We start from the raw sequence: 22077 nt of genomic DNA on the forward strand, positions 1-22077 counted from the left end.
GGATGCTCGAGGTCACGGCCCTGCCTCTGGCGGAGCTTCGCGAGCGCAGCAGCGAGAAGTGGCGGGAGTATCCCGCCGATGTACTTCCTCTCTTCGTCGCGGAGACCGACTTTCCGTTGGCGCCGGCGATCTCATCCGCTCTTCGGCGCGCTGTGGACATCGGCGACACGGGGTACGTAGCCTCGCGAACCCCGCTCGCCGCGACATACGCAGACTTCGCGCTCCGTCGTTTCGGCTGGCACGTCGATCCGTCGCAGATGCGCACGACCGCCGACGTGAGCATGGGGATCGTCGAGATCCTGCGCCGCGTGACGCAGCCGGGGGAGCGCGTGGTCGTCACCCCTCCGGTGTATCCGCCGTTCTTCGACCTGGTCTCCGAGGCTGGCGCCGAAGTCGCTCGGGTGCCGCTGATCGACAACGGCACGGAGTGGGAACTCGATCTCGACGGCATCCGCGCGGCGTTCGAAGACGGTGCCACCGCCATGCTGCTCTGCAACCCGCACAATCCGACCGGCACGGTGCACGACCGTGACTCGCTGACCGCTCTCGCCGAGATCGCCGACGAGTACGGTGTTGCGGTGATCTCGGATGAGATCCATGCGCCGCTCGCCCAGCCTGGAACCGGGTTCACGCCGTTCCTCGACGTCGGCGACGCCGCCGAGCGCGTCGGTTACGCCATCGTGAGCGCGAGCAAGGCATTCAATCTCGCGGGTCTCAAGTGCGCGCTCATGGTGACAGCTTCCGACCGAACCAGCGCCGTCGTGCGCGGGCTTCCGATCGAGGTCGAGTGGCGTACCGGGCAGTTCGGACTCCTCGCGGCCGTGGCCGCATTCTCTGAGGAGAGCGACCCCTGGCTCGACGGGCTGCTCAGGACGCTCGATGCGAATCGCGTGCTGCTCGAAGATCTGCTGGCGTCGAAGCTCCCTGCCGCGCGCTATCGGATCCCCGATGCGGGATACCTGGCCTGGATCGATCTCTCGGGTCTGGGCTGGGGAGACAATCCCGCGCGGCGGATCCTCAAGGAGGCGAAGGTCGCCCTGCACTTCGGCCCCGCCTTCGGCGAGCAGGGCAGAGGATTCGTCCGGCTGAACTTCGGCACGAGTCCGGAGATCATCACCGAGGCCATCGAGCGCATCGCCTCGCTCGTGGATCGATGATCACCGGGGAGCAGCCGACCGCATCGATCTGGGACCGCGAACGACTCTGGGTCACCGCCGGTGCAGTCGCGCTGATCTTTCTCGCAGCGATCGAGGCGCTCGCGGTCACCACCGTCATGCCGATCGTCAGCGAAGCGCTCGATGGACGCGAGCTGTATGCCGTCGCCTTCGCCGGAACGCTCGCGACGAGCGTGATCGGCATGGTCGCAGCGGGCGCCTGGTCGGATTCTCGTGGGCCCCGTGGCGCGCTGTACGCCGCGGTCTCTTTGTTCATCGCCGGTCTGCTGCTGTCGGGGTTCGCTGTGACGATGGACCAGTTCCTCGTCGGGCGCCTCGTGCAGGGGCTCGGCGCGGGTGGGCAGACCGTCGCGCTGTACGTCGTGGTGGCCCGGCTGTATCCACCCCAGCTTCACGGCAGAGTGTTCGCGGCATTCGCCGCCGCGTGGGTCGTGCCGTCGATGATCGGTCCGTTCCTCGCCGGGTCGGTTGCCGAGTACCTCGATTGGCGCTGGGCGTTCCTCGGCGTCGCCGTGCTGACGACCGCCGCCTTCATCACCGTCGTGGCGCGGTTGCGAGGCGTCGACCTCGGACGAGGTGAACCGCAGAATCGCCGAGCGCTCGTCATCCGTCTTCTTCTCGCGGTGGTCGTCGCGGTCTGTGCGGTGCTTGTCGGTTTCACGGCGGAGATGAGCGTGCGCGTCGCATGGCCTGTGGCGCTCGGATCCGTCGTCGTGATCGCCGTTGCCCTGCTGCCGCTGGTTCCCCGGCGCACGCTTCGTGCGGGGCGTGGTCTGCCGAGCGTCGTCCTCATGCGCGGCATCGCCGCGGGTGCGTTCTTCGCGGCCGAGGCGTACATCCCCTACCTGCTGATGGAGCGCTTCGCCTTCACGGCGACCTGGGCGGGGATCGCGCTCATGCTGGCAGCATTCGCGTGGGCCGGGGCTTCGCAGCTGCAGGGGAGTTTCGGCGAACGTCTCGGCAACACCCGCATCACCGTGATCAGCCTGACGCTCCTCCTCGTGGCGCTCGTGCTCGTCTTCGCGGCGGCGCAGTGGGGCGTGTCGCCTGTGTTCGTCGTCGTCGGTTGGGGCTTCGCCGGCGGTGGGATGGGGCTGCTGTATCCACGCCTCACGGTACTCACGCTGGCGTACTCGAACGAGGGCGATCAGGGGTTCAACTCGTCGGCGCTGTCGATCTCCGACGCCGCGGGTTCAGCGGTGACGATCGCGCTGGCCGGGTTGCTCGTCGCGACGCTCGGCGGAGACGCCGCGTCGTTCGGAGTGGTTTTCGCGTTCTGCCTCGGTCTGGTGCTGTTGGCGTTCGTGCCGGGACTCAGACTGGGCCACGCCGCGGAGTCGTCTGAGGGCTGACGCCGATGCTGGCCGGTTCTCCGGCGATCGCGGTGACGCCCAGGTCGAAGACGCGATCCAGACCGGCGGTGACGTCTATCATGCCATCGGCGAGAGCCGCCCCATGGCTGTCGGCGTGCATGCGCTGCTGCACGAGCGTCGCGTGGCCGAGCACGAAGTGCAGGATTGCCGCTGCGCGCTCGGCGGCGTCTGTGTGACCGTGATGCGCGAGCGCGGACTCGAGCGCGGTCTGGGCGTACGACGAGCCGAGACGCAGGGCGTAGGTGCTGAGCACCAGCTCCGCGCCGTCGCGGTAGGTGAAGAGGGCGTCGCGGATCCCGCGCGCGGTGGTGAGCACGTCGGCGTCGTCGCGGGGGATCCCTGCGGTGATCCGATCGGCCAGCTCTGCCAGGAGCTCCTGCTTGCTCGAGAAGTGCCAGTAGAGCGCGCTCGGCTGGACTTCGAGCCTGCCCGCGATCCGGCGCATCGACAGGTCGGCGAGACCGACCTCGTCGAGGAGGGCCAGCGCCGCGCGCGCGACGCCGTCGCGGTCGTGGCGCGCGGCGTTGTGCTCTGGGGTCATGTGATCAGTATAGTGAACACCGTTCAGGTGAACGGTGTTCAGGAAGGTACTGGAAATATGACTCGACAACGCGATGATCTCGGTCGTGAACTGGCGAGAGTGGCGATCTTCGCAGCGCTCATCGTGGTCCTCGGCATGGTGACGGTGCCGATTCCCGGTGGAGTGCCGATCACTGCACAGACCCTCGGCGTCATGCTCGCCGGTGCTGTGCTCGGACCCCGCCTGGGTCCGCTCTCGGTGCTCCTGGTGCTCGTTCTCGCCGCGATCGGACTTCCCGTCCTCACCGGCGGGCGGGGCGGCCTCGGCGTCTTCGTCGGTCCGACCGCCGGATACCTGCTCGGCTGGGTGGCTGGCGTCGTCGTGATCGGTCTGATCGTGGGCAGTGGTCGGCTGACCTGGTGGCGGATCGCCCTCGGAGTCGTCGTCGGCGGCATCCTGGTCGTGTATCTGTGCGGGATCCCCGTGACCGCACTGGTACTCGGGCTCGACCTCGGCGCGACGGCGCTCGCGAGCCTGGTGTTCCTCCCCGGCGATCTGCTCAAGGCGGCCGCGGCGACGGCGCTGGTTCTCGCGCTGCGGCGCGCGTACCCCCGGGCGTTCGGGATGCGTGCGACCGCAGCGCCCGCGTCCGTTCATGCGATCTGAGACCGCGGTCGGATCCATCTCGCTCGACGGTGTCACGGTCGAGCGAGAAGGACGGTCGATTCTGCGCGATGTCAGCGTCGAGCTCACAGCGCCGAGGATCGCGGTGATCGGCGCGAACGGATCGGGCAAGTCGACCTTCGCGCGCCTGCTGAACGGCCTCGTGCTGCCGGATGCAGGGCGAGTCACGGTTCATGACCTCGACTCGCGGCTGGACACGAAGGCCCTTCGCCGCCGCGTCGGATTCGTCTTCTCAGACCCGCAGTCTCAGATCCTGATGCCGACGCCCGCGGAGGACCTCGCGCTCTCGCTGCGCGGCTCTCCCCGGACGGAGGTCGCCGGTCGGGTGGCCGCCGCACTCGCCGAACACGGCCTGACCGACAGGGCGGACATCCCTGCGTCCGAGCTGTCCGGCGGTCAGACGCAGCTGCTGGCTCTCGCCTCGGTTCTGATCAAGGAACCTCGGCTGATCGTGGCCGACGAGCCGACGACGCTGCTCGACCTGCGCAACTCGCGAAAGATCTCCGAGCTGCTGCTGGCACTGTCGTCGCAGGTCGTCATCGTCACCCATGACCTCGAACTTGCAGCAAGATGCGACCATGCGGTGCTCTTCGATGCAGGTTCGCTCATCGCAGCCGGCGCCCCGGAGGACGTGGTCGCCGAGTACCGCGGGCTGTGCGGATGATCCAGTCGTATCGGCCAGGAGCGAGCATCGTCCACCGGATGCGGGCCGGGCCCAAGCTCGCTCTCTTCGCCGCTCTCGCGCTCGTGTCGTCCGCGTATCCGCATGACGGACGGAGCGTCACGGTCTCACTCGTCGTCGTGTGCCTGCTGTATCTCGTCGCCGGGCTGCCGGCGAAGGTCCTGATCGTCGAGATGTGGCGGCTGCGCTGGCTCGTGCTGGTTCTCGGCGCGGCGCTGTGGATCTTCGCGTCTCCGCTCACCGCCTGGATCAGTACAGTCAGGGTGACGTCGCTGCTGCTGCTCGCTGCGCTCCTCACGATCACCACCCGGATGGGTGATCTGCTCGCCGTGCTCCATCGGATGCTGCGGCCGCTGCGGAGGCTGGGTGTCGACGCCGATGCGATCGCGATGACGATCTCGCTGACCCTCACGATGATCCCGGTGGTCGCCGGGTTCGCCCATGCGGTGCGCGAGGCTCAGCGGGCACGCGGCATCCGTCTCGGGCTTCGAACGATCGTGCCGCTGATGGTCAGGACGCTACGCCACGCGGACGAGGTCGGAGACGCTCTCGCCGCGCGCGGTCTGGTGTGATCGGCGGGCCAGACGCAGGGCGGACACCATTCCGCCGACGACGAGCGCGGCCGTCAGAACCGTCGTACCCGCGACGAGAAGCACGACGACCGAGGCGATGCCGAGTGCAGCTGCGATCGTTATCCGGCGAGCCGAGTCAGCAGATTGCGGGGACGACTGCGCCTCGATGCGCGTGAGCGCGACCGCGATCAGCGCGGTGAGGGTCAGCGCGGTCGCGAGCCAGAGCGGTCGAGACACCCACCATGCGAAGGTGCTCGGCTCCGGCAGCGCGATCCCGCTGCTGAGCGAGGCCACCGCGCAGACCCCTGCCATGGCGAGCAGCGCCGGCATGTGCCACAGGTAGATCGTCATGGTGCGTCTGTTGACGAACGCCGCGAATGCAGCCGGGAGCGGGCGGCGACTGAACGCGCCGATGTGATCGCGGAGCAGCGAGACGGCGCTCAGGTGCACGACCCCGACGAGAAGCAGGGCTGCGGTGGGCGGGTTGATGTTGGCGATGAGATCGGGGGAGTAGACGCCGCCCGTGAAAGCGCCGATGAGTGTGGTCAAGGCCGCAGCTCCTGTGATCGCCCGTGCTCGTCGGCTCAGTCGGTCGATCGTGCCATCGGCGAGGAAGAATCCGATCTGCTGCAGCGCGAGCCAGACGAATGCGAGATTCAGGAAGCCCACTCCCTCGAGCCCGGTGATCGCCCGGAGCACATCGACGGAGATCGATGCCGCGACCAGTGCGGTCACCGTGATCAGCGGTCTCCGCGCGTGAGCCTTCGCGAGGGCAGGAAGAAGCGCCTGGCACCCCAGGAAGACCGCGAGGAACCAGAGCGGCTGGCTGTAGCGGAAGCCGGCGACGGCGATGATGTCCGCCGGGATGCCGACGGCGCTCAGCGCCGCGAGTGCCGCGCCGACGATCCCGATCGCGAACAGCGCCGGCCGCAGCAGCCGGTGCACCCGGGCCGCGATGAAGGCGGTCGATGTGCCGCCGCGCGCGTGCGTGCGCCGGAAGGAGATGTAGCCGGCGAAGCCGCCGATGACGAAGAAGAGCGGCATCACCTGGAGAACCCAGCTGATGGGCACGATCCACCACGTTCCTTCGCTGGCATTCGCGAACACCGGACCGCCGTCGACGACCGTGACCCCGACCATGATGGCGTGGAGCAGCACGACTCCCGCGACGCAGATCGCCCGCAGGAGGTCGATCGCGGTGTCGCGACCGGCCGGCAGCGGATCTCGGAGAGCGGGGCGGGGTGTTGCCTCGACGATGGCCATGGAGTCCTCCTCGGATGGGGTGTCCGAGGATCGTATGGACGCGGTGTCGTCCGAGGGATCACTCCCAGGAGCGGTTCGCACCCCTACCAGGGTGTGATCCTGGCGCGGCTCAGGACGCGGGTTCGACCAGGCCGGCGTCGTACGCGAGGATCACGGCGTGCACGCGGTCGCGGAGTCGGAGTTTGGCCAGCACCTTGCCGACGTGGGTCTTGACGGTCTGTTCCGCGATGAACAGATCTGCAGCGATCTCGCTGTTCGACCGGCCTCGCCCGATGAGCACCAGCACCTCTCGCTCTCGTTCGGTGAGGTCAGCCAGCGAGGTCGCGGCCTGCGGCGTACGCGGTCGCCGACCGGCGAACTGCTCGATCATCCGCCTGGTCACGCTGGGAGCGAGCAGCGCGTCGCCGCCGGCGACCACGCGCACGGCGTGGACGAGCTCTTCAGGAAGAGCGTCTTTCAGCAGGAACCCGCTCGCGCCCGCCTCGAGCGCGTCATAGACGTAGTCGTCGATGTCGAAGGTCGTGAGCATGAGGATCCTCGGCACATGAGCGGCGGGGTAGCCGGGGCCGAGGATGCGACGGGTCGCCTCGATGCCGTCCACCTCCGGCATCCGCACGTCCATCAGGATCACGTCCGGATCGAGGCGGGTGGCGAGAGCGACCGCCTCGGCACCGTTCGCGGCCTGACCGGCCACCCGGATCCCTTCGTGGGCATCGAGCAGGGCGGCGAATCCGGCGCGCACCATGGCCTGATCGTCGGCGATGAGGACGCTGATCGTCACGGGGTCTCCTGGGTGATCGGGGCGATGGGCGGGGTCGACGGACTCTCGTGCAGGGGGAGCGAAGCCGCGACCTCCCACCCGCCGTCCGCGGTCGGGCTCGCGGTGAACGATCCGCCGAGCAGCTCGATGCGTTCGCGCATTCCGCGCAGACCGTATCCGCCGCCGGTGGACGTGGTCGAGGTCGTGGCGGGGCTGTTGCGGACGCGGACGACGATGATGTCGGCATCCGCCTGGACGCGTACTGTGACGGCGGCGCCTGACGCATGCCTCACGGCGTTGCTGAGCGCCTCCTGCGCGATGCGGAAGGCGGCGATCTGCACGGCCTGTGAAGCGTCCGCGACCGCACCGGTGATCTCCAGGCCGACGGTCACACCCGCTCGACGGATGGTGTCGACAAGAGCGGGGATGTCGTCGATGCCCTGCTGGGGTGCGAGCTCGGCTGTCTGGTCTTCGGTGCGCAGCACTCCGAGCATTCGTCGCATCTCGGTCAGCGAGGTCCGCGCTGTGGCCGCGATGCTGTCGAACTCCACGGACGCGGCATCGCCGATCTCGGGGAGTCGGTAGCGTGCGGTCGACGCCTGCACCTGGATCACGGACATGCTGTGCGCGATCACGTCGTGCAGCTCGCGGGCGATGCGGGTGCGCTCCTCGACGAGGGCCCGTCGCGACTCCTCGAGTGCGGAGTGCTCGCGCTCCCGAGTGAGCTCGGCAGACACCCTCACCCGCCCGGCGACCAGGATGGCAACCAGGAACATCGCCGCAGCCAGCGACGTCGTGACGATGAGGTCGGCGGTGACGCTGCCTGCCGTCTCGGGAGTCGCGACGATCTCGGGGCGCAGCAGCGGCGCGGTGAGGGAGAGCAGCGCTCCGATGGCCAGCGGGAAGACGCCCGCTCTCGCCCCGTGGATGAAGGTCACGACGCCGACCAGGAGCACGAAGGTAAGCAGAGCGGGCACCGACCACGGCCAGGGTGCCTCGGTCGCGAGAGTCGGGACGCAGAGCAGCGGAAGCGTGAACGCCGCAGCGCAGAACATCGCGACCGCCCACCGCGGGTGACGCAGCGACAGCAGAGGTGCAGCGCACAGTGCGGCACCCAGGATGAAGGAGAGCGGCAGCGATGTGCCGTACAGCACGGTCTGAATCGGCACGAGCACCGAGAACAGCGCGAGGCTCGCAGCGCCGAGCGCCGTGAGCGCGGCGGTGCGACGGCTGATGCGGGGAGCGCGCTCGATGCGCGGCCGACGACGTGCCATGTCTGTCATCCTGCCAGTTGCACCACACGGGCGCGTCTCCGGCGGGATGCCGTGACGCGATCGATCACCAGGCCGATGACGAGCGCCACGGCGATGCCGATGCCAGCGCTCACGAGCGGCTGCTCCTTGATCCACGAGCCCGCGAGCAATCCGATGGCGAGGCTCAGAGCACTCCAGCTGATGCCGGCCACGATGCTCAGTGGGAAGAATCTCCGCCACGGAAAGCGCAGAGCACCGGCGGACATGTTGACCGCGACGCGGCCGACGGGGATATAGCGGGCGCCCAGGATGAGTGCCGCACTGCGGTGCGTGAGCGCTTTCTGTGCGTGGACGAATGCCGAGGTGACTCGCGGACGACGCATCCACGCCCACCGGGTCGTGCCCAGCCGGCGACCGAGGGCGAACGCTATGTTGTCGCCGGCCGTCGCGCCCACAGCGGCGATGAGACCGAGAGGCAGCAGCGCCCAGAACTCACCCGTCGACACGAGTACAGCCGCCGCTGCCACGAGCACGGTCTCGCTCGGAACCGGCGGGAAGAAGCCGTCGATGATCGTCACCGCGAGCAGCACGGCGTACAACCAGGGCGACGCGACGGTCTGCAGAATGAGCTCGTTGATAACATCCACCTCAGAAGGCTAGGAAGCAGGTGGCAGGTGGGGCATCACCCTGAGGTATCGACTGCATCCCCCCGGAGAGGTAGATCCGCCGACCGTCCGACCGAGGTCGGGGCGACCACCGTGCACGGCCTGCTGGTCGACGACCAGACCCGGTGCGAGCACTATCAGGGGCCGCTCGATGTGATCGCCCTCAAGTTCGCCTGCTGCGGCGAGTGGTACCCGTGCCATCTGTGTCACGCGGAGCGGGCTGATCACGAGACGCGGCAGTGGTCGACGAAAGATCGTGCGACGCAGGCGGTGCTCTGCGGCGTCTGCGGTTCGCTGCTGCGCATCGACGCCTACCTCGAGACATCCGAGTGTCCGACGTGTGCGGCAGGCTTCAATCCGGGCTGCCGGCTGCATCACGATCTGTACTTCGACTGAACACTCAGCAGGGCGATCTATACTGGGAGTTTGGCCCCTCGGCCCGAATCCCCTTGAAAGAACGGACATCCCGCCTGTGCTTGCCGTGCACGAACTCGAGATCCGCGTGGGCGCACGCCTCCTGATGGAGAACGTGTCGTTCCGTGTGAGCGACGGAGACAAGATCGGTCTCGTCGGCCGCAACGGTGCAGGCAAGACCACGCTCACCAAGGTGCTCGCCGGCGACGTCCTGCCGTCCGGTGGAAGCGTGACCCGTTCAGGCCAACTCGGCTACCTGCCGCAGGATCCGCGATCGGGCAACCCCGAAGACCTCGCTCGCACGCGCATCCTCGACGCACGCGGGCTCGGCCAGCTCAACCTCGGGATGAGCGAAGCGGCACTGGCGATGGGGTCCGACGACCCCGCGGTCGCCGACAAGGCGATGAAGCGCTACGCGCGCCTCACCGAGGAGTTCGAAGGGCAGGGCGGCTACGCGGCCGAGGCCGAGGCGGCCTCCATCGCGAACAACCTCTCGCTTCCCGACCGCATCCTCGACCAGCCGCTCTCGACGCTGTCCGGTGGCCAGCGCCGTCGCATCGAGCTGGCCCGCATCCTCTTCTCCGATGCCGAGACGATGATCCTCGACGAGCCGACCAACCACCTCGACGCCGACAGTGTCGTGTGGCTGCGCGAGTTCCTCAAGAACTACAAGGGCGGGCTGATCGTGATCAGCCACGACGTCGAACTCGTCGGCGAGACCGTCAACCGGGTGTTCTACCTCGACGCGAACCGCCAGATCATCGACACCTACAACATGAACTGGAAGAACTACCTGCGCCAGCGGGTGGCTGACGAGGAGCGACGCAAGAAGGAGCGCGCCAACGCCGAGAAGAAGGCCACGACCCTGCAGCTGCAGGCAGCCCGCTTCGGTGCGAAGGCGTCGAAGGCCGCTGCCGCTCATCAGATGATCGCGCGTGCCGACAAGCTGCTCGCGGGACTCGATGACGTCCGCCAGGAAGAACGCGTCGCGAAGCTGCGCTTCCCGAAGCCCGCCCCCTGCGGCAAGACCCCGATGATGGCCACCGGACTCTCGAAGTCCTACGGCTCGCTCGAGATCTTCACCGACGTCGACCTCGCGATCGACCGCGGATCCAAGGTCGTCGTGCTCGGACTCAACGGTGCCGGAAAGACGACACTGCTGCGCATGCTCGCAGGCGTCGACCAGCCCGACACCGGTCAGCTCGAGCCCGGACACGGTCTCAAGGTCGGGTACTACGCGCAGGAGCACGAGAACCTCGATGTGAATCGATCGGTGCTCGAGAACATGGTGTCGGCCGCTCCGCACATCACCGAGATGGAAGCGCGCAGGGTGCTCGGCTCGTTCCTGTTCACGGGAGATGACGTTCTCAAGCCCGCCGGAGTGCTCTCGGGTGGTGAGAAGACGCGTCTCTCGCTCGCGACGCTGGTGGTCTCGTCCGCGAACCTGCTGCTGCTCGATGAGCCCACCAACAACCTCGACCCCGCTTCGCGCGAGGAGATCCTCGGCGCGCTCGCGCACTACGAGGGAGCAGTCGTGCTCGTCTCGCACGACCCTGGTGCGGTGCAGTCGCTCAACCCCGAGCGCGTGCTGATCCTCCCCGATGGCGTCGAAGACCTCTGGAGCCAGGAGTACCAGGACCTCATCGAGCTCGCCTGATCGGGCCCGGCGAACGCACTTCGTCGGAGGTCGGTGGCATAGTCGAAAGGGTGACGCACCCATCCGACACCGACCTTGCATCTCTCAACGAGTGGTTGAGAGGCAGGCACGCCCTCACCGGGCTCGCCCCGGAATGGAACCTCGACGCGCTGCCGGACGACCCGGGCGAGCTCTTCGCCACGTGGCTGCGCGCGGCGGCGGATTCCGGAGTCCCCGAGCCGCACACGGTGACCCTCGCGACGGTGGATGCCGACGGACTGCCCGACGCTCGGACGCTCATCCTGAAGCGGATCGACGACCGAGGCTGGGCCTTCGCCAGCACGAGGTCGTCTCGCAAAGGTGCGCAGCTGGCCGCCTCGCCGGCCGCCGCCCTGAACTTCTGGTGGCAGCCGCAGGTGCGCGCAGTGCGGGTGCGCGGGCGTGTGGAAGAAGCGACGCTCGAGGAGAGTGCCGCCGATCTCGCTGCGCGCTCTCCGGCCGCGCATGCGGAGGTCGCCGACGGCGACTGGGTGCTGTGGCGGATCGTCCCCACCCGGATCGAGTTCTGGCAGGGGGCGAGAGACCGCCGTCACACCCGGGTCGTCTTCGACGCCGTCGATTCGGCATGGAGCCGCTCGATCACGGGCGATATGGCAGATCAGCAGCCGATGCCCTGGCGGGACTGAGCCGTGGCCGACCTCCTGCCACCGCGGCCGTCAACACCGCCGACGCTGACGGATGACTTCTCGCGGGGGCTCGACGCGGAGAAGTGGATCCCGCACTACCTGCCGCAGTGGACGGTTCCCGAGCGGTCCGAAGCGCGATTCGCCTTCGTCGAGGGCGGGCTGGAACTCCGGATCGAGCACGATCAGCTCGACTGGCGCCCGGACGACGCGCCGCTGCGGGTATCGAATCTGCAGACGGCGACGTACTCCGGTCCGGCCGGATCGACCGCCGGCACGCATCGCCACCGCGACGACGGACTCGTAGTCGAGACGCATACGCCGCAGCGACTGCTCTTCACGCCCCGTCGCGGGCGGATCGACCTCACGGTCGCCGCGAGCGCCGACGAAGGATGCATGCTCGCGGCCTGGCTGGTCGGCACCGAACACCTCTCCGAGACAGACGCCGGCGAGATCTGCATCTTCGAGATCGACGCCTCAGCGATCGGGAGCACGACACAGGCGCGCACGGGCATCAAGTCGCACCACGACTCGAGGTTGACGACCGACATGGCCGAGGTGACCCTTCCGTTCGATGCCCGCATGCCGCATACCTGGACCGTGATCTGGGGCAATGACGAGACGATCATCGGCTGCGAGGGACGGGTGGTGCGCCGCCTCGGCCAGGCGCCGGACTATCCCCTGGTCCTGATGATCGATCTCTTCGAGATCGGCGGGCCCATAGGTGCGTATCCCAAGACCGCAGTCATCGGCGAGGTGACGGCCTGGGAATGATCGCGGTCAGCGCGCGTCGAGGAGCTCGTCTTCGACGTCGGCATCCCTGTCGCGCCGCCGGGATTTCTTCACCGGTGCCGGCATGCCCTCGACCTCTTCGCGGTGCTTCACTATCTCGGTACGGATGATGTACCCGATGAAGATGAAGCCCATCAGCGCGAACAGGATCCACTGGATCGCGTACGACAGGTGGGGGCCGGGGTCGTCTGTGGGTGAGCTGAAGCCGCCGAGGGTTCCTTCGCCGGCCGGGTCCTCGCTGACGATCTGCCCGTACGCGCTCGTGATGACGTCTCCGTCGACCAGCTCGGCGATCGACGGAAGGTTGATCGTGGGCACCTGCCCCTCGGGGGCGCCTCGCCCGGATGCAGGAAGCTGCTCGTCCGGACGCAGACGCACGATGACCTCGACCTCACCGGTCGGAGGTGCCGGAACTGAATCCGGGGAGTCGCCGTCGCCCGGCGGCACCCATCCGCGATCGACGATGAACACACGACCGTCGACGTCGCGGAACGGAACCAGAACCTCGAATGCGCTGGTCCCGCCATGCGGCCGATTGCGCACCAGCAGCTGTTCGTCGGCGATGTACTCGCCGCTCAGCACCACGGGATGCCACACATCACCGGGATCGAGCGTTCCGTCGGGGCCGATGAGGGCGGCGAGCGGCACGGGGTCGGCATCGTAGTTCTTCTCGACGAGTGCGATCTGCTCGGATCGCGTCTCGTTGCGCTCGAACTGCCAATTCGACAGAAACGCGCAGGCGATCGCGAATCCGATCGCGATCAGCACGTATACGGTCCATCTACCCATCCGCGCACTCACGAGGGCACACCATCTCTCACTGTCACGGGGAAGTCCCTGGCTGCCAAGTAGTCGTGGAGGAAGTCGACGTGCTCATCGCATGCGAGCCAGACCTTCTCGCGGTCAGCGGCGTGGATACGGGGATTGCGCCACACCACCTGCTTGGTCGCCGCGTTCCGGCATCCGGCACGCGAGCACTCCAGTCCACTCACTCGCGATCCTGGCGGCTTTCGTGGATGGTGATGACGTCAGGAGCGGAGTCCTGTTCGACCGGCAGCGTCGGGGCCGGGGTCGGCGCCTCCAGCTGCTGAACCGGGGACTCTGCCGTCGTCTCGGTGCTGTCGCTCCCCGCGTTGGCGAACACGACCGCGATGTAGGGAAGGAGGGCGGCGGCCAGCGCGAACACCCAGGTGTACCAGCCGTACGGCTGCACGAACATCATCAGCGCGAAGCAGACGATGCGGATGGTCATCGTGAGCGCGTAGCGGCGCACGCGGTGGTCTGCCTCGTCCTTCGGCGACTGCGGAAGGGAGGTGACAGCAGGGACCAGGGGCTTGCTCTTCACGATGAGTCCAGCCTACGCCGGTGCGGGCACGACGGCGCGCCCGTCTGCGGCTCAAGCCGAGAAGAGGAACGGCAGCGTGAAGGCGCCGAAGAACACGGCACTGATCACCGTCATGACGATGCCGATGACCAAGAAGCCGACCATGGTGTAGCCCATGATCAGACCGGCGAATGCCATCCCGCGGCCGCCGATCGCCGGGTTCTGCTTCGTCTGCCGCAGCGCCATGTGGCCCGTGATGACTGCGACGATCGAGGCGAGCAGCGGCACGACCGCCCAGAAGAGCACGACCCCGGCGATTCCGCAGATCAGCGACGTGATCGCAAGTCCGCTCGCGGGGCGAGGCGCGGGGTAGGGCGTCGCCCCGTAACTCGGATAGCCGGCGCCGGGCTGACCCGGAGCGGACGCAGCGTAGTAGGGCGGCTGTGCTGCGGCGCCGTAGGGCTGAGTCACAGCAGAGCCGTAGGGCTGCTGCGGTGCGTACTGCGGCGGTTGCGGCGACGTCGGGTAGCCCTGCGAAGGGGCGACCGACGGTGCCGCACCGGGATACGCCTGGTAGGGCTGAGCGGGGGGAGCCGGGGGCGCGGGTGCCGGCGGCGGGGGAGTCGGTTGTGCGTCAGGCGGAGTGGGGATGCTGTTGTCGCTCACGGTGAAGCCTTTCGTCGGGTTCAGCGTTCCAGTCACGGCGCTCTCCTGTCAAACGTCGCCCCGATCGAGTCGCGACATCATCGGTAGGATCGATGACGACCCGGCCGCCACCCCCGCACCGGCCAGATCAGGAGTGGAAATGAGTTCTCGCGTCGTCCTCGTCACCGGCGGAAATCGCGGCATCGGCCGTGCGATCGCCGAAAGATTCGTCAGGGACGGCTATCGCGTCGCCGTCACGGCTCGCAGCGGCGAAGGCCCCGAGGGCACTCTCACCGTGCGCGCAGACGTCACCGATGCCGCTGCGCTCGATGCGGCCTTCACCGAGGTCGAGCAGCAGCTCGGACCCGTCGAGGTCGTCGTGGCGAATGCCGGCATCACCAAGGACACCCTGCTGCTGCGGATGAGCGAGGACGATTTCGACAGCGTGGTCGCGACGAACCTCGGTGGCACGTTCCGCGTCGTGAAGCGTGCGTCGAAGGGCATGCTGAGGGCTCGGTTCGGCCGAGTCATCCTCATCTCCAGTGTGGTGGGCCTCTACGGCTCGGCCGGCCAGGTGAACTACTCCGCATCGAAGAGCGCGCTCGTCGGCTTCGCACGTTCGCTCACTCGTGAGCTCGGCGGACGTGGCATCACCGCGAACGTCGTCGCGCCGGGTTTCATCGAGACCGACATGACGGCTGAGCTTCCCGAAGAGACCCAGAAGCAGTACAAGGCGAACATCCCGGCCGGACGTTTCGCGACGCCCGATGAGGTCGCAGGTGTTGTCACCTGGCTCGCGGGGGATGGCGCCGGGTACATCTCGGGCGCAGTCATCCCCGTCGACGGCGGCCTCGGCATGGGGCACTGACGCTCAAGCGTCAACGCGCCGTCACCGGCGGGTGATCGCGGCGTCGAGCAGCGTGGCGAGCCTGCCCGGCGTCGAGAACTGAGGCCAGTGACCTGAGCCGATGCGCACCACCTCGGCATCGTCGATCGCACGGAACTCCTCGGCATACGGCCCCCACTGCTCGAGCTCGGACTCAAACGTCTCTTGGTCGAGACCTCCCATGAGCAGTGTCACCGGCACCCGATGGCGCGCGCCCGGGCCGAGCTCGATCGCATCAGTCGGCACGCGCGCGGGCACGCTGTGCGTGAGCGGCGCGGTGCGCGCACGGGTCGCAGCGTCGAGGTCGTCGACGTCTTCAGCCGGGAAGAAGTCCCACCCCGGGAAAGGGACGACGCCGTCGACGATCTCGAACTCGCTGATGCCGAAACCGGACGGCGGCGGCACGGTGTCGACGAAGATGACCCGCGACACGCGTTCGGGCCGCGCATCGGCGACGCCCCAGGCGACGTTGCCACCGCCGCTGTGACCGACGACGACCACAGGTGCGGCGACGGCGTCCACAGCCGCGACAGCAGCATCGACCCACTCGGCGATGCCGATATCAACGGACTCGGCGGCGGGAAGACCCACCCCCGGCATTGTCAGCGGGTGCACCGTGTGCCCCGCGCGTTCGAGATCAGTGGTCACGTCGCTCCAGCTGGACGCATCGAGCCAGAGACCGGGGATGAGGATGATGTCCATGCGCCCGAGGTTAGACGGGGCCTCGGACATCCGCTAGGGCAGCAGTGCGATGACCTCGGAGAGATCCTGCGGGCCGATGACGAGGCTCGCGGCAGCGCGCACGGCGGGCTTCGCGTTGAACGCCAGACCGAGCCCGGCGGCCGCCATCATCTGCAGATCGTTCGCCCCGTCTCCGATGGCGATCGTGGCGTGGCGGGGCACGCCGAGTTCGTCCGCCCACTCGCACAGCGAGGTCGCCTTGGCCGCAGCATCGACGATCTCGCCGTCGACACGACCGGAGAGCGCTCCGTCGACGACACCGAGCCGGTTCGCGCGCCAGCGGTCGACGCCGAGTCCGGGTGCGACGTCGTCGAGGATCTCGTGGAACCCGCCCGACACCACCCCGACGACGCCCGCGCGTTCATGCACGGCTGCGGTGAGCTCGCGCACACCGGGGGTCGGTTCGATGCGGGCGAGGACACGGGCGAAACCCGAGACCGGCACGCCTTCGAGAGCCGCGACGCGTGAGCGCAGGCTCGTGGCGAAGTCGATCTCGCCCCGCATCGCCGCCTCGGTCGCCGCCTGCACCTCGTCACGGCGGCCGGCCTCGTCGGCGATCAGCTCGATCACCTCATTGCGTATGAGGGTGGAATCGGCATCGAGGACGACGAGGAAGCGCGCGGCGGTCACGCCTCCGAGCCTATCGACCGGAAGCCGCTGCTCGGTTCACTGCAGTCTGCGAGCGGCGACTCAGCGTTCGATGAAGAGTCCCTTGCCCACCACAGTGATGCCGGATTCGGTCACGGTGAAGCCTCTGGCGAGATCGCGTTCGCGGTCGACGCCCACGGTCGCACCATCGGCGAGGACGACGTTCTTGTCGAGGATGGCTCGATGCACGCGGGAACCCGCCCCGATTCTCACACCGTCGAAGACGACGGAATCGGTGATGGTCGAACCGCCGCCGGCAAGTGTCCACGGGCCGACGACGCTGCGCTCGAGATGCGTGCCCGAGAGCACGGATCCGAGCGACACGATCGAGTCGATCGCGTTGCCGATGCGCCCGACGGAGTCCCGCACGAACTTCGCGGGCGGCGAGTTCACGGCCTGCGAGTGGATGGGCCACTCCATGTTGTAGAGGTTGAAGATGGGCAGCGTGGAGATCAGGTCCATGTGCGCGTCGAAGAAGGAGTCGATGGTACCCACGTCACGCCAGTACGAACGGTCTCGCGGGGAGGACCCCGGCACGTCGTTGCGCTTCATGTCGTAGTAGCCGGCCTCGCCCCGATCGACGAAGTACGGCACGATGTCGCCGCCCATGTCATGCCCGGAGGTGGGGGATTCTCCGTCTGCCTCGACGGCGGCGATCAGCGCATCGGCGTCGAAGATGTAGTTGCCCATCGAGGCGAGCACCTCGTGAGGGGAGTCCTCGAGACCGGCGATATCAGTGGGCTTCTCGAGGAACTGCTTGATGCGACCCGACTCGGTGTCGGCGTCGATCACACCGAACTGGGAAGCCATCGCGAGCGGCTGGCGGATGCCGGCGACGGTGGCCTTCGCGCCCGACTCGATGTGCGCATCGAGCATCTGCCGGAAGTCCATGCGATAGACGTGGTCAGCGCCGATCACGACGACGATGTCGGGCTTCTCGTCGTTGATGAGGTTGAGGCTCTGCAGGATCGCGTCGGCGGAGCCCGAGAACCAGCGCTTGCCGAGACGCTGCTGCGCCGGCACCGAAGTGACGTAGGAGTCGAGGAGCGCCGACATGCGCCACGTCTGCGAGATGTGGCGGTCGAGGCTGTGCGACTTGTACTGCGTGAGCACGACGATCTGGCGCAGGCCCGAGTTGATGAGGTTCGAGATCGCGAAATCGATCAAGCGATACTGTCCGCCGAAAGGCACTGCAGGTTTTGCTCGGTCGGCCGTGAGGGGCATGAGACGCTTTCCCTCGCCGCCGGCGAGGATGATGCCGAAGATCTTCTTTGGTGCGGACATGCACCCACCATAGATGTGATTCGGCTCGGCTAACTAGCATCTGGACAAGTGAGTCACTACCGTCTAGACATGCGCGTCGAGATGATCACGAAGGAATACCCGCCGGAGATCTACGGAGGTGCCGGTGTGCACGTTGCGGAGCTGGTTACAGCCCTGCGGCAGAATATCGATGTACAGGTGAGGGCCTTCGGATCCCCGCGGGATGAGGCCGGTACTTTCTCCTACCAGGCGCCCGCAGAGCTCACCTCGGCCAATGCCGCCCTGCAGACGCTCGGCACCGATCTCGAGATCGTGGCGGCGATCTCCGATGCCGATCTCGTGCACAGCCACACCTGGTACGCGAACTTCGCCGGACACCTCGCCTCGCAGCTGCACGGCATTCCGCACGTGCTCACCGCGCACAGTCTCGAGCCTCTGCGCCCGTGGAAGGCCGAGCAGCTCGGCGGCGGGTACGCGGTGTCGAGCGGCATCGAGAAGCTCGCCTACGAGAACGCGGCGGCGGTGATCGCCGTGAGCGCCGGCATGCGGGAGGACATCCTGCGCAGCTATCCCTCCGTCGACCCCGCCCGGGTGCGTGTGATCCACAACGGGATCGACGTCGAGCGGTGGCGCCCGGTGCAGAACCCCGCGTTCCTCGAGTCGGTCGGCATGGACCCGTCCCGACCGTCTGTCGTGTTCGTCGGCCGTATCACGCGCCAGAAGGGCTTGCCGTACCTGCTGCAGGCCGCTCGCCTGCTGCCTCCGGAGGTCCAGCTGATCCTGTGCGCCGGGGCGCCTGACACCCCCGAGATCATGGCGGAGGTGCAGGAGGGCGTGCGTCTTCTCCAGCAGACCCGCGAGGGAGTCATCTGGATCGATCGGATGCTGCCGCGCGACGAGCTCTCGGCGATTCTCACGGCGGCCACGACGTTCGTATGCCCGTCGGTGTATGAGCCGCTGGGCATCGTGAACCTCGAGGCCATGGCGTGCGGGGCAGCTGTCGTCGGCACGGCCACCGGCGGCATCCCCGAGGTCGTGGACGACGGCGTCACCGGGCGCCTGGTGCCGATCGAGCAGCTGCAGGACGGCACCGGCACGCCGGTCGACCCCGAGCGGTACGTCGCCGACCTCGCGAACGTGCTCACCGAGGTGACCTCCGATCCGGAGCAGGCTCGCGCCTACGGTGCGGCCGGTCGAGAGCGCGCGCGCGAGCAGTTCAGTTGGGATGCGATCGCCGACACCACGCGCGCGCTGTACGCGGAGCTGACCGCCTGAGCCGATAGGCTGGACGCATGTCGATCGCCCTGGAATTCACCGACGTCGTCGTGCGCCGCGAGGGGCGCGACATCATCGATCACGTGACCTGGCAGGTCGACGATGATCAGCGGTGGGTGATCCTCGGACCCAACGGCGCGGGCAAGACCACGCTGCTCCAGCTGGCGGACACGCTGATGCACCCGACCTCCGGAGCCGTCACGGTGCTGGGGGAGACCCTGGGGCGCACCGACGTGTTCGAACTGCGTCCTCGCATCGGATTCGCCTCCTCCGCCATGGCGAAGCGCGTGCCGCGTGAAGAGACGGTCCTGAACACGGTGCTCACGGCGGCCTATTCCGTGTTGGGTCGCTGGAACGAGAACTACGAGGACATCGATGAGCGTCGTGCGCTGCGGGTGCTCGGTGACTGGCGTCTCGACCACCTGGCCGATCGCACCTTCGGCACATTGAGCGATGGCGAGCAGAAGCGCGTGCAGATCGCCCGTGCCGTGATGACAGACCCCGAGCTGCTGCTGCTCGACGAGCCGACCGCGTCGCTCGACCTCGGCTCGCGCGAGGAGCTGCTCGCGCTCCTGAGCGGCTACGCCTCGTCGCCGACGACACCCGCGATGCTGATGGTCACGCATCACGTCGAGGAGATCCCGGTCGGGTTCACGCATGTGCTGCTCATGCGTGAGGGGCGCATCGTGGCAGCCGGGCCCATCGCCGACACCCTGACCGCCGACACTCTGACCGAGACGTTCGGCATGCCGATCGTCCTCAGCAGTGAAGAGGGCCGTTACGCGGCCCGCGCGGCATCCTGACGCGGATCTGATAGAATCGATCCTTGGTGCTCTCTGCACCGCAGACTTCCCTCGTCCCTGGCACAATCCAGGGCAGCAACTAAGGAATCCCATGAAGACTGACATTCACCCCGTGTACAAGGCAGTCGTGTTCCGCGACCTCGGCTCGGGCGAGACGTTCCTCACCCGTTCGACTGTCTCGAGCGACAAGACGATCGAGCTCGACGGCGTCGAGTACCCCGTCATCGACGTCGAGATCTCGTCGGCATCGCACCCGTTCTACACGGGCAAGCAGCGCATCATGGACTCGGCCGGCCGCGTCGAGAAGTTCAACCAGCGCTTCAAGGGCTTCGGCGGATCGAGCAAGTAACGACCACCGCGTTCGAAGGCCCCGTGTTCCTCGGAACACGGGGCCTTCGTCGTTTCAGCCGGGTTGCACCCTGGCTCAGATGTCGATGACGATGCGTTCGCCGTCGATCCTGCTGGGCGGGTCGCCGGGAGACGGTGCGGGGGCCGTGCGCTTCGTCTGACGGTCTCGTTCCATCCCGGCCTCGTGCGCCGACGGCATCCAGACCGCTTCGAAGGAACCGCCCAGTCCGCCGCCTGCGCTCTCGTACTTCCTCTCGAGCGGCGCCGTGGCGTAGACGGCCACGATCACCACGACGATCGCGATCACGACGACGAGCAGGATCGCGATCGTGAGGAGCATTCCGAGTGTGTCGGCCATGAGACCAGGCTATGCGGCTCCCGCCGCCTGGGCATCCGTCTACAGGAGGATTCCGGCGGGGATCCTCACCGGATGCGGCGACCGTGGGCGAGGTCGATGAGGTGCGTCAGGACGGGGCCTGACCGCACGCCGTTGTGCTCATGCTCGCTCGTGACCCACAGCTCGACTCCCGGAAGCAGCCGAGCGGTCTCGAGCGAGAACTCCATCGGCACATAGACGTCGTTCACATAGACGGCCGCGGCACCCGTCGCACCGGAGGCGGCGATCGCGACCTCGTTGTAGATCCGAGGCCACTCGAAGTCCGCCAGCGCGAGCGTGACGTCACGCCACGGCTGGAAGGCCGGCACCGTCTCGGTCCATTCGCTGCGGATGTGCTCACCGGTGAACAGGGTGACGTCATCGCGGAAGTCCTGGGGCTCCGTGCGCTCCGCCGACCAGCGTGTGGCGTGCCCGCTCGCGTAGCTCGACTCGTGGAACGCGAAGTAGAGCGGGTTGCGGCCGCCGTACGGCATCGCGTGCATCAGATCGTGGCGGAAGGCGTTCGACGCTGGGTCGCGCTCGAGCAGTGACCACACGGTCTGCCATCCGTCGTTCGTGCCGAGCGCCGAGCCCACGGAGCGCAGTCGTGACGGCGAGACCACTTCGCCGTCCGGCAGTACGATGTCGCCCGCCGCGGCCCCATCGACCAGGCGACGCATCACGTCCCGGTGCTCGGGGAACCGGCGGTAGTACCGTTCGGAGGCGGCGCGCATCTTGTCGTAGCAGAGGGCGTAGACCTCGTCGGGGTGCCGGTTCACGGTGCTGAGTCCGCCCGTGATGAAGACATCGGCGAGCGAGTCCGCGTCGGTCGACAGGTAGGCCAGGGTCGTGAATCCACCGAAGGACTGACCGAGGACGCTCCACGTCTCGGCGCTGAGGTGCTCGCGCATCGCCTCGCAGTCGCGGACGATCGAGTCGGCGCGCAGATGCGTGAGGTACTCGGCGACCTCGGCGGAGCCGCGCTCGAGATCCGCATCGCCGACCGGTGTCGAGAGTCCGGTGCCGCGCTGGTCGAGCATCACGACGCGATAGTGCGCGAGCGCCTCGTCGAGCCAGGCGGGGGAGGACGACGCATGGAAGGGACGCGGTGCCTCGTGTCCAGGACCGCCCTGCAGGAAGACCAGGTAGGGGAGACGCTCACCGCCTTCGCGTGTGACGACCCGCGCGAAGATGTCGATCGTGCGGGAGTCGGCCTCATCTCCCCATACGAGCGGAACGGTCAGCGTGTGCTCTTCGACGGTGAGATCGAGGAGGCGGCGGATGGTCGTCGTCATG

The 22077-nt window shown here is 67.7% G+C and carries 27 protein-coding genes; 13 read left to right on the forward strand and 14 right to left on the reverse strand.

The window, feature by feature from the left end; genetic code table 11:
• Positions 1-2: 2 nt before the first annotated feature.
• Complete coding sequence (locus tag ACLKOY_RS01590) at positions 3-1157, forward strand: MalY/PatB family protein (RefSeq protein WP_436452147.1); 1155 nt, start codon at positions 3-5, stop codon at positions 1155-1157.
• A complete protein-coding gene (locus ACLKOY_RS01595) occupies positions 1154-2527 on the forward strand; it encodes an MFS transporter (protein WP_436452148.1) in 1374 nt (457 codons plus the stop codon). Before ACLKOY_RS01590 ends, ACLKOY_RS01595 begins: the two co-directional genes overlap by 4 nt.
• Here ACLKOY_RS01595 and ACLKOY_RS01600 read toward each other — a convergent pair.
• Positions 2490-3089: a TetR family transcriptional regulator gene (locus tag ACLKOY_RS01600; RefSeq protein WP_436452149.1), complete on the reverse strand. Its 600-nt coding sequence runs from the start codon at positions 3087-3089 to the stop codon at positions 2490-2492. The two genes, ACLKOY_RS01595 and ACLKOY_RS01600, sit on opposite strands and share 38 nt — an antisense overlap.
• 57 nt (positions 3090-3146) lie before the next feature.
• On the opposite strand from ACLKOY_RS01600, the gene ACLKOY_RS01605 reads away from it, so the two are divergent.
• Genes ACLKOY_RS01605 through ACLKOY_RS01615 form a run of 3 tightly spaced genes read left to right on the forward strand, consistent with a single transcriptional unit; the run spans position 3147 to position 5006 of the window.
• A complete protein-coding gene (locus ACLKOY_RS01605; protein ID WP_436452150.1) occupies positions 3147-3734 on the forward strand; it encodes a biotin transporter BioY in 588 nt (195 codons plus the stop codon).
• Positions 3724-4416, forward strand: a complete 693-nt coding sequence (locus tag ACLKOY_RS01610; protein ID WP_436452151.1) for an energy-coupling factor ABC transporter ATP-binding protein — start codon at positions 3724-3726, stop codon at positions 4414-4416. The genes ACLKOY_RS01605 and ACLKOY_RS01610 overlap by 11 nt, the downstream gene beginning before the upstream one ends.
• Positions 4413-5006 (forward strand): CbiQ family ECF transporter T component, encoded by a 594-nt coding sequence (locus tag ACLKOY_RS01615; protein ID WP_436452152.1) that lies wholly within the window; start codon positions 4413-4415, stop codon positions 5004-5006. The genes ACLKOY_RS01610 and ACLKOY_RS01615 overlap by 4 nt, the downstream gene beginning before the upstream one ends.
• On the opposite strand, the gene ACLKOY_RS01620 is transcribed toward ACLKOY_RS01615, so the two are convergent.
• From ACLKOY_RS01620 to ACLKOY_RS01635, 4 genes are all read right to left on the reverse strand, one after another.
• Positions 4953-6269 (reverse strand): acyltransferase family protein, encoded by a 1317-nt coding sequence (locus ACLKOY_RS01620; protein ID WP_436452154.1) that lies wholly within the window; start codon positions 6267-6269, stop codon positions 4953-4955. The genes ACLKOY_RS01615 and ACLKOY_RS01620 overlap by 54 nt on opposite strands.
• A 109-nt stretch (positions 6270-6378) precedes the next feature.
• Positions 6379-7050, reverse strand: a complete 672-nt coding sequence (locus tag ACLKOY_RS01625) for a response regulator (RefSeq protein ID WP_436452155.1) — start codon at positions 7048-7050, stop codon at positions 6379-6381.
• On the reverse strand, positions 7047-8303 hold the full coding sequence (locus ACLKOY_RS01630) for a sensor histidine kinase (RefSeq protein WP_436452156.1): 1257 nt from the start codon (positions 8301-8303) through the stop codon (positions 7047-7049). Before ACLKOY_RS01630 ends, ACLKOY_RS01625 begins: the two co-directional genes overlap by 4 nt.
• A gap of 5 nt (positions 8304-8308) precedes the next feature.
• Positions 8309-8929, reverse strand: coding sequence for a DedA family protein (locus tag ACLKOY_RS01635; protein ID WP_436452157.1), 621 nt, complete (start codon positions 8927-8929; stop codon positions 8309-8311).
• Positions 8930-9040: 111 nt separating this feature from the next.
• Between ACLKOY_RS01635 and ACLKOY_RS01640 the strand changes: the two genes are divergently transcribed.
• The 4 genes from ACLKOY_RS01640 (at position 9041) to ACLKOY_RS01655 (ending at position 12454) form a co-directional block, all read left to right on the forward strand.
• Positions 9041-9343, forward strand: coding sequence for a CHY zinc finger protein (locus ACLKOY_RS01640; protein ID WP_436452158.1), 303 nt, complete (start codon positions 9041-9043; stop codon positions 9341-9343).
• Between the two features lie 76 nt (positions 9344-9419).
• On the forward strand, positions 9420-11018 hold the full coding sequence (locus tag ACLKOY_RS01645) for an ABC-F family ATP-binding cassette domain-containing protein (protein ID WP_042537558.1): 1599 nt from the start codon (positions 9420-9422) through the stop codon (positions 11016-11018).
• A gap of 50 nt (positions 11019-11068) precedes the next feature.
• Entirely contained in the window at positions 11069-11683 is a 615-nt protein-coding gene (locus ACLKOY_RS01650; protein WP_436452159.1) for a pyridoxamine 5'-phosphate oxidase family protein, read from the forward strand.
• A gap of 3 nt (positions 11684-11686) precedes the next feature.
• Positions 11687-12454 (forward strand): hypothetical protein, encoded by a 768-nt coding sequence (locus ACLKOY_RS01655; RefSeq protein WP_436452160.1) that lies wholly within the window; start codon positions 11687-11689, stop codon positions 12452-12454.
• Positions 12455-12460: 6 nt separating this feature from the next.
• Here ACLKOY_RS01655 and ACLKOY_RS01660 read toward each other — a convergent pair whose 3' ends face one another.
• The 4 genes from ACLKOY_RS01660 to ACLKOY_RS01675 are packed head-to-tail and all read right to left on the reverse strand — an operon-like array spanning position 12461 to position 14498.
• Positions 12461-13261: an SURF1 family cytochrome oxidase biogenesis protein gene (locus ACLKOY_RS01660; RefSeq protein ID WP_436452161.1), complete on the reverse strand. Its 801-nt coding sequence runs from the start codon at positions 13259-13261 to the stop codon at positions 12461-12463.
• An 8-nt stretch (positions 13262-13269) separates the two neighbouring features.
• Positions 13270-13464, reverse strand: coding sequence for a hypothetical protein (locus ACLKOY_RS01665; protein ID WP_140037279.1), 195 nt, complete (start codon positions 13462-13464; stop codon positions 13270-13272).
• The gene (locus ACLKOY_RS01670) at positions 13461-13817 is read right to left on the reverse strand and encodes a DUF3099 domain-containing protein (protein ID WP_436452162.1); all 357 of its coding nucleotides are present in this window, start codon (positions 13815-13817) and stop codon (positions 13461-13463) included. Before ACLKOY_RS01670 ends, ACLKOY_RS01665 begins: the two co-directional genes overlap by 4 nt.
• Before the next feature lie 51 nt (positions 13818-13868).
• Entirely contained in the window at positions 13869-14498 is a 630-nt protein-coding gene (locus tag ACLKOY_RS01675; RefSeq protein ID WP_436452163.1) for a DUF4190 domain-containing protein, read from the reverse strand.
• A gap of 103 nt (positions 14499-14601) precedes the next feature.
• Between ACLKOY_RS01675 and fabG the strand changes: the two genes are divergently transcribed.
• A complete protein-coding gene (gene fabG, locus ACLKOY_RS01680; RefSeq protein ID WP_436452164.1) occupies positions 14602-15309 on the forward strand; it encodes a 3-oxoacyl-ACP reductase FabG in 708 nt (235 codons plus the stop codon).
• 21 nt (positions 15310-15330) lie between these two features.
• On the opposite strand, the gene ACLKOY_RS01685 is transcribed toward fabG, so the two are convergent.
• Genes ACLKOY_RS01685 through glgC form a run of 3 tightly spaced genes read right to left on the reverse strand, consistent with a single transcriptional unit; the run spans position 15331 to position 18000 of the window.
• Complete coding sequence (locus ACLKOY_RS01685) at positions 15331-16029, reverse strand: alpha/beta fold hydrolase (protein WP_436452165.1); 699 nt, start codon at positions 16027-16029, stop codon at positions 15331-15333.
• Between the two features lie 33 nt (positions 16030-16062).
• Positions 16063-16698, reverse strand: a complete 636-nt coding sequence (gene serB, locus ACLKOY_RS01690; protein ID WP_436452167.1) for a phosphoserine phosphatase SerB — start codon at positions 16696-16698, stop codon at positions 16063-16065.
• 60 nt (positions 16699-16758) lie between these two features.
• Positions 16759-18000 carry a glucose-1-phosphate adenylyltransferase gene (gene glgC, locus ACLKOY_RS01695; protein WP_140037274.1) on the reverse strand — a complete coding sequence of 414 codons (1242 nt, stop codon included), beginning with the start codon at positions 17998-18000 and terminating at the stop codon, positions 16759-16761.
• 69 nt (positions 18001-18069) lie between these two features.
• On the opposite strand from glgC, the gene glgA reads away from it, so the two are divergent.
• From glgA to ACLKOY_RS01710, 3 genes are all read left to right on the forward strand, one after another.
• Complete coding sequence (gene glgA / locus ACLKOY_RS01700; RefSeq protein ID WP_436452168.1) at positions 18070-19254, forward strand: glycogen synthase; 1185 nt, start codon at positions 18070-18072, stop codon at positions 19252-19254.
• Positions 19255-19271: 17 nt separating this feature from the next.
• On the forward strand, positions 19272-20057 hold the full coding sequence (locus ACLKOY_RS01705) for an ABC transporter ATP-binding protein (protein ID WP_436452169.1): 786 nt from the start codon (positions 19272-19274) through the stop codon (positions 20055-20057).
• Positions 20058-20148: 91 nt separating this feature from the next.
• Entirely contained in the window at positions 20149-20406 is a 258-nt protein-coding gene (locus ACLKOY_RS01710; RefSeq protein ID WP_042537536.1) for a type B 50S ribosomal protein L31, read from the forward strand.
• Positions 20407-20481: 75 nt separating this feature from the next.
• On the opposite strand, the gene ACLKOY_RS01715 is transcribed toward ACLKOY_RS01710, so the two are convergent.
• Together ACLKOY_RS01715 and ACLKOY_RS01720 are read right to left on the reverse strand one after the other, a co-directional pair.
• The gene (locus ACLKOY_RS01715) at positions 20482-20763 is read right to left on the reverse strand and encodes a hypothetical protein (RefSeq protein ID WP_436452170.1); all 282 of its coding nucleotides are present in this window, start codon (positions 20761-20763) and stop codon (positions 20482-20484) included.
• Positions 20764-20828: 65 nt separating this feature from the next.
• Positions 20829-22076, reverse strand: a complete 1248-nt coding sequence (locus tag ACLKOY_RS01720) for an alpha/beta fold hydrolase (RefSeq protein WP_436452171.1) — start codon at positions 22074-22076, stop codon at positions 20829-20831.
• Between the last annotated feature and the right edge of the window lies 1 nt (position 22077).

Origin of the sequence: Microbacterium sp. K2, assembly GCF_051365005.1 — a bacterium.
GTDB classification, from domain to species: domain Bacteria; phylum Actinomycetota; class Actinomycetes; order Actinomycetales; family Microbacteriaceae; genus Microbacterium; species Microbacterium foliorum_B.

Coding starts and splice junctions, on each gene's coding strand:
- ACLKOY_RS01705 (WP_436452169.1), top strand. CDS start 19,272: ATGTCGATCGCCCTGGAATTCACCGACGTCGTCGTGCGCCGCGAGGGG.
- ACLKOY_RS01715 (WP_436452170.1), bottom strand. CDS start 20,763: ATGGCCGACACACTCGGAATGCTCCTCACGATCGCGATCCTGCTCGTC.
- ACLKOY_RS01710 (WP_042537536.1), top strand. CDS start 20,149: ATGAAGACTGACATTCACCCCGTGTACAAGGCAGTCGTGTTCCGCGAC.
- ACLKOY_RS01590 (WP_436452147.1), top strand. CDS start 3: ATGCTCGAGGTCACGGCCCTGCCTCTGGCGGAGCTTCGCGAGCGCAGC.
- ACLKOY_RS01610 (WP_436452151.1), top strand. CDS start 3,724: ATGCGATCTGAGACCGCGGTCGGATCCATCTCGCTCGACGGTGTCACG.
- glgA (WP_436452168.1), top strand. CDS start 18,070: ATGCGCGTCGAGATGATCACGAAGGAATACCCGCCGGAGATCTACGGA.
- ACLKOY_RS01630 (WP_436452156.1), bottom strand. CDS start 8,303: ATGGCACGTCGTCGGCCGCGCATCGAGCGCGCTCCCCGCATCAGCCGT.
- glgC (WP_140037274.1), bottom strand. CDS start 18,000: ATGTCCGCACCAAAGAAGATCTTCGGCATCATCCTCGCCGGCGGCGAG.
- ACLKOY_RS01685 (WP_436452165.1), bottom strand. CDS start 16,029: ATGGACATCATCCTCATCCCCGGTCTCTGGCTCGATGCGTCCAGCTGG.
- ACLKOY_RS01600 (WP_436452149.1), bottom strand. CDS start 3,089: ATGACCCCAGAGCACAACGCCGCGCGCCACGACCGCGACGGCGTCGCG.
- ACLKOY_RS01660 (WP_436452161.1), bottom strand. CDS start 13,261: ATGGGTAGATGGACCGTATACGTGCTGATCGCGATCGGATTCGCGATC.
- ACLKOY_RS01605 (WP_436452150.1), top strand. CDS start 3,147: ATGACTCGACAACGCGATGATCTCGGTCGTGAACTGGCGAGAGTGGCG.
- fabG (WP_436452164.1), top strand. CDS start 14,602: ATGAGTTCTCGCGTCGTCCTCGTCACCGGCGGAAATCGCGGCATCGGC.
- ACLKOY_RS01720 (WP_436452171.1), bottom strand. CDS start 22,076: ATGACGACGACCATCCGCCGCCTCCTCGATCTCACCGTCGAAGAGCAC.
- ACLKOY_RS01620 (WP_436452154.1), bottom strand. CDS start 6,269: ATGGCCATCGTCGAGGCAACACCCCGCCCCGCTCTCCGAGATCCGCTG.
- ACLKOY_RS01615 (WP_436452152.1), top strand. CDS start 4,413: ATGATCCAGTCGTATCGGCCAGGAGCGAGCATCGTCCACCGGATGCGG.
- ACLKOY_RS01595 (WP_436452148.1), top strand. CDS start 1,154: ATGATCACCGGGGAGCAGCCGACCGCATCGATCTGGGACCGCGAACGA.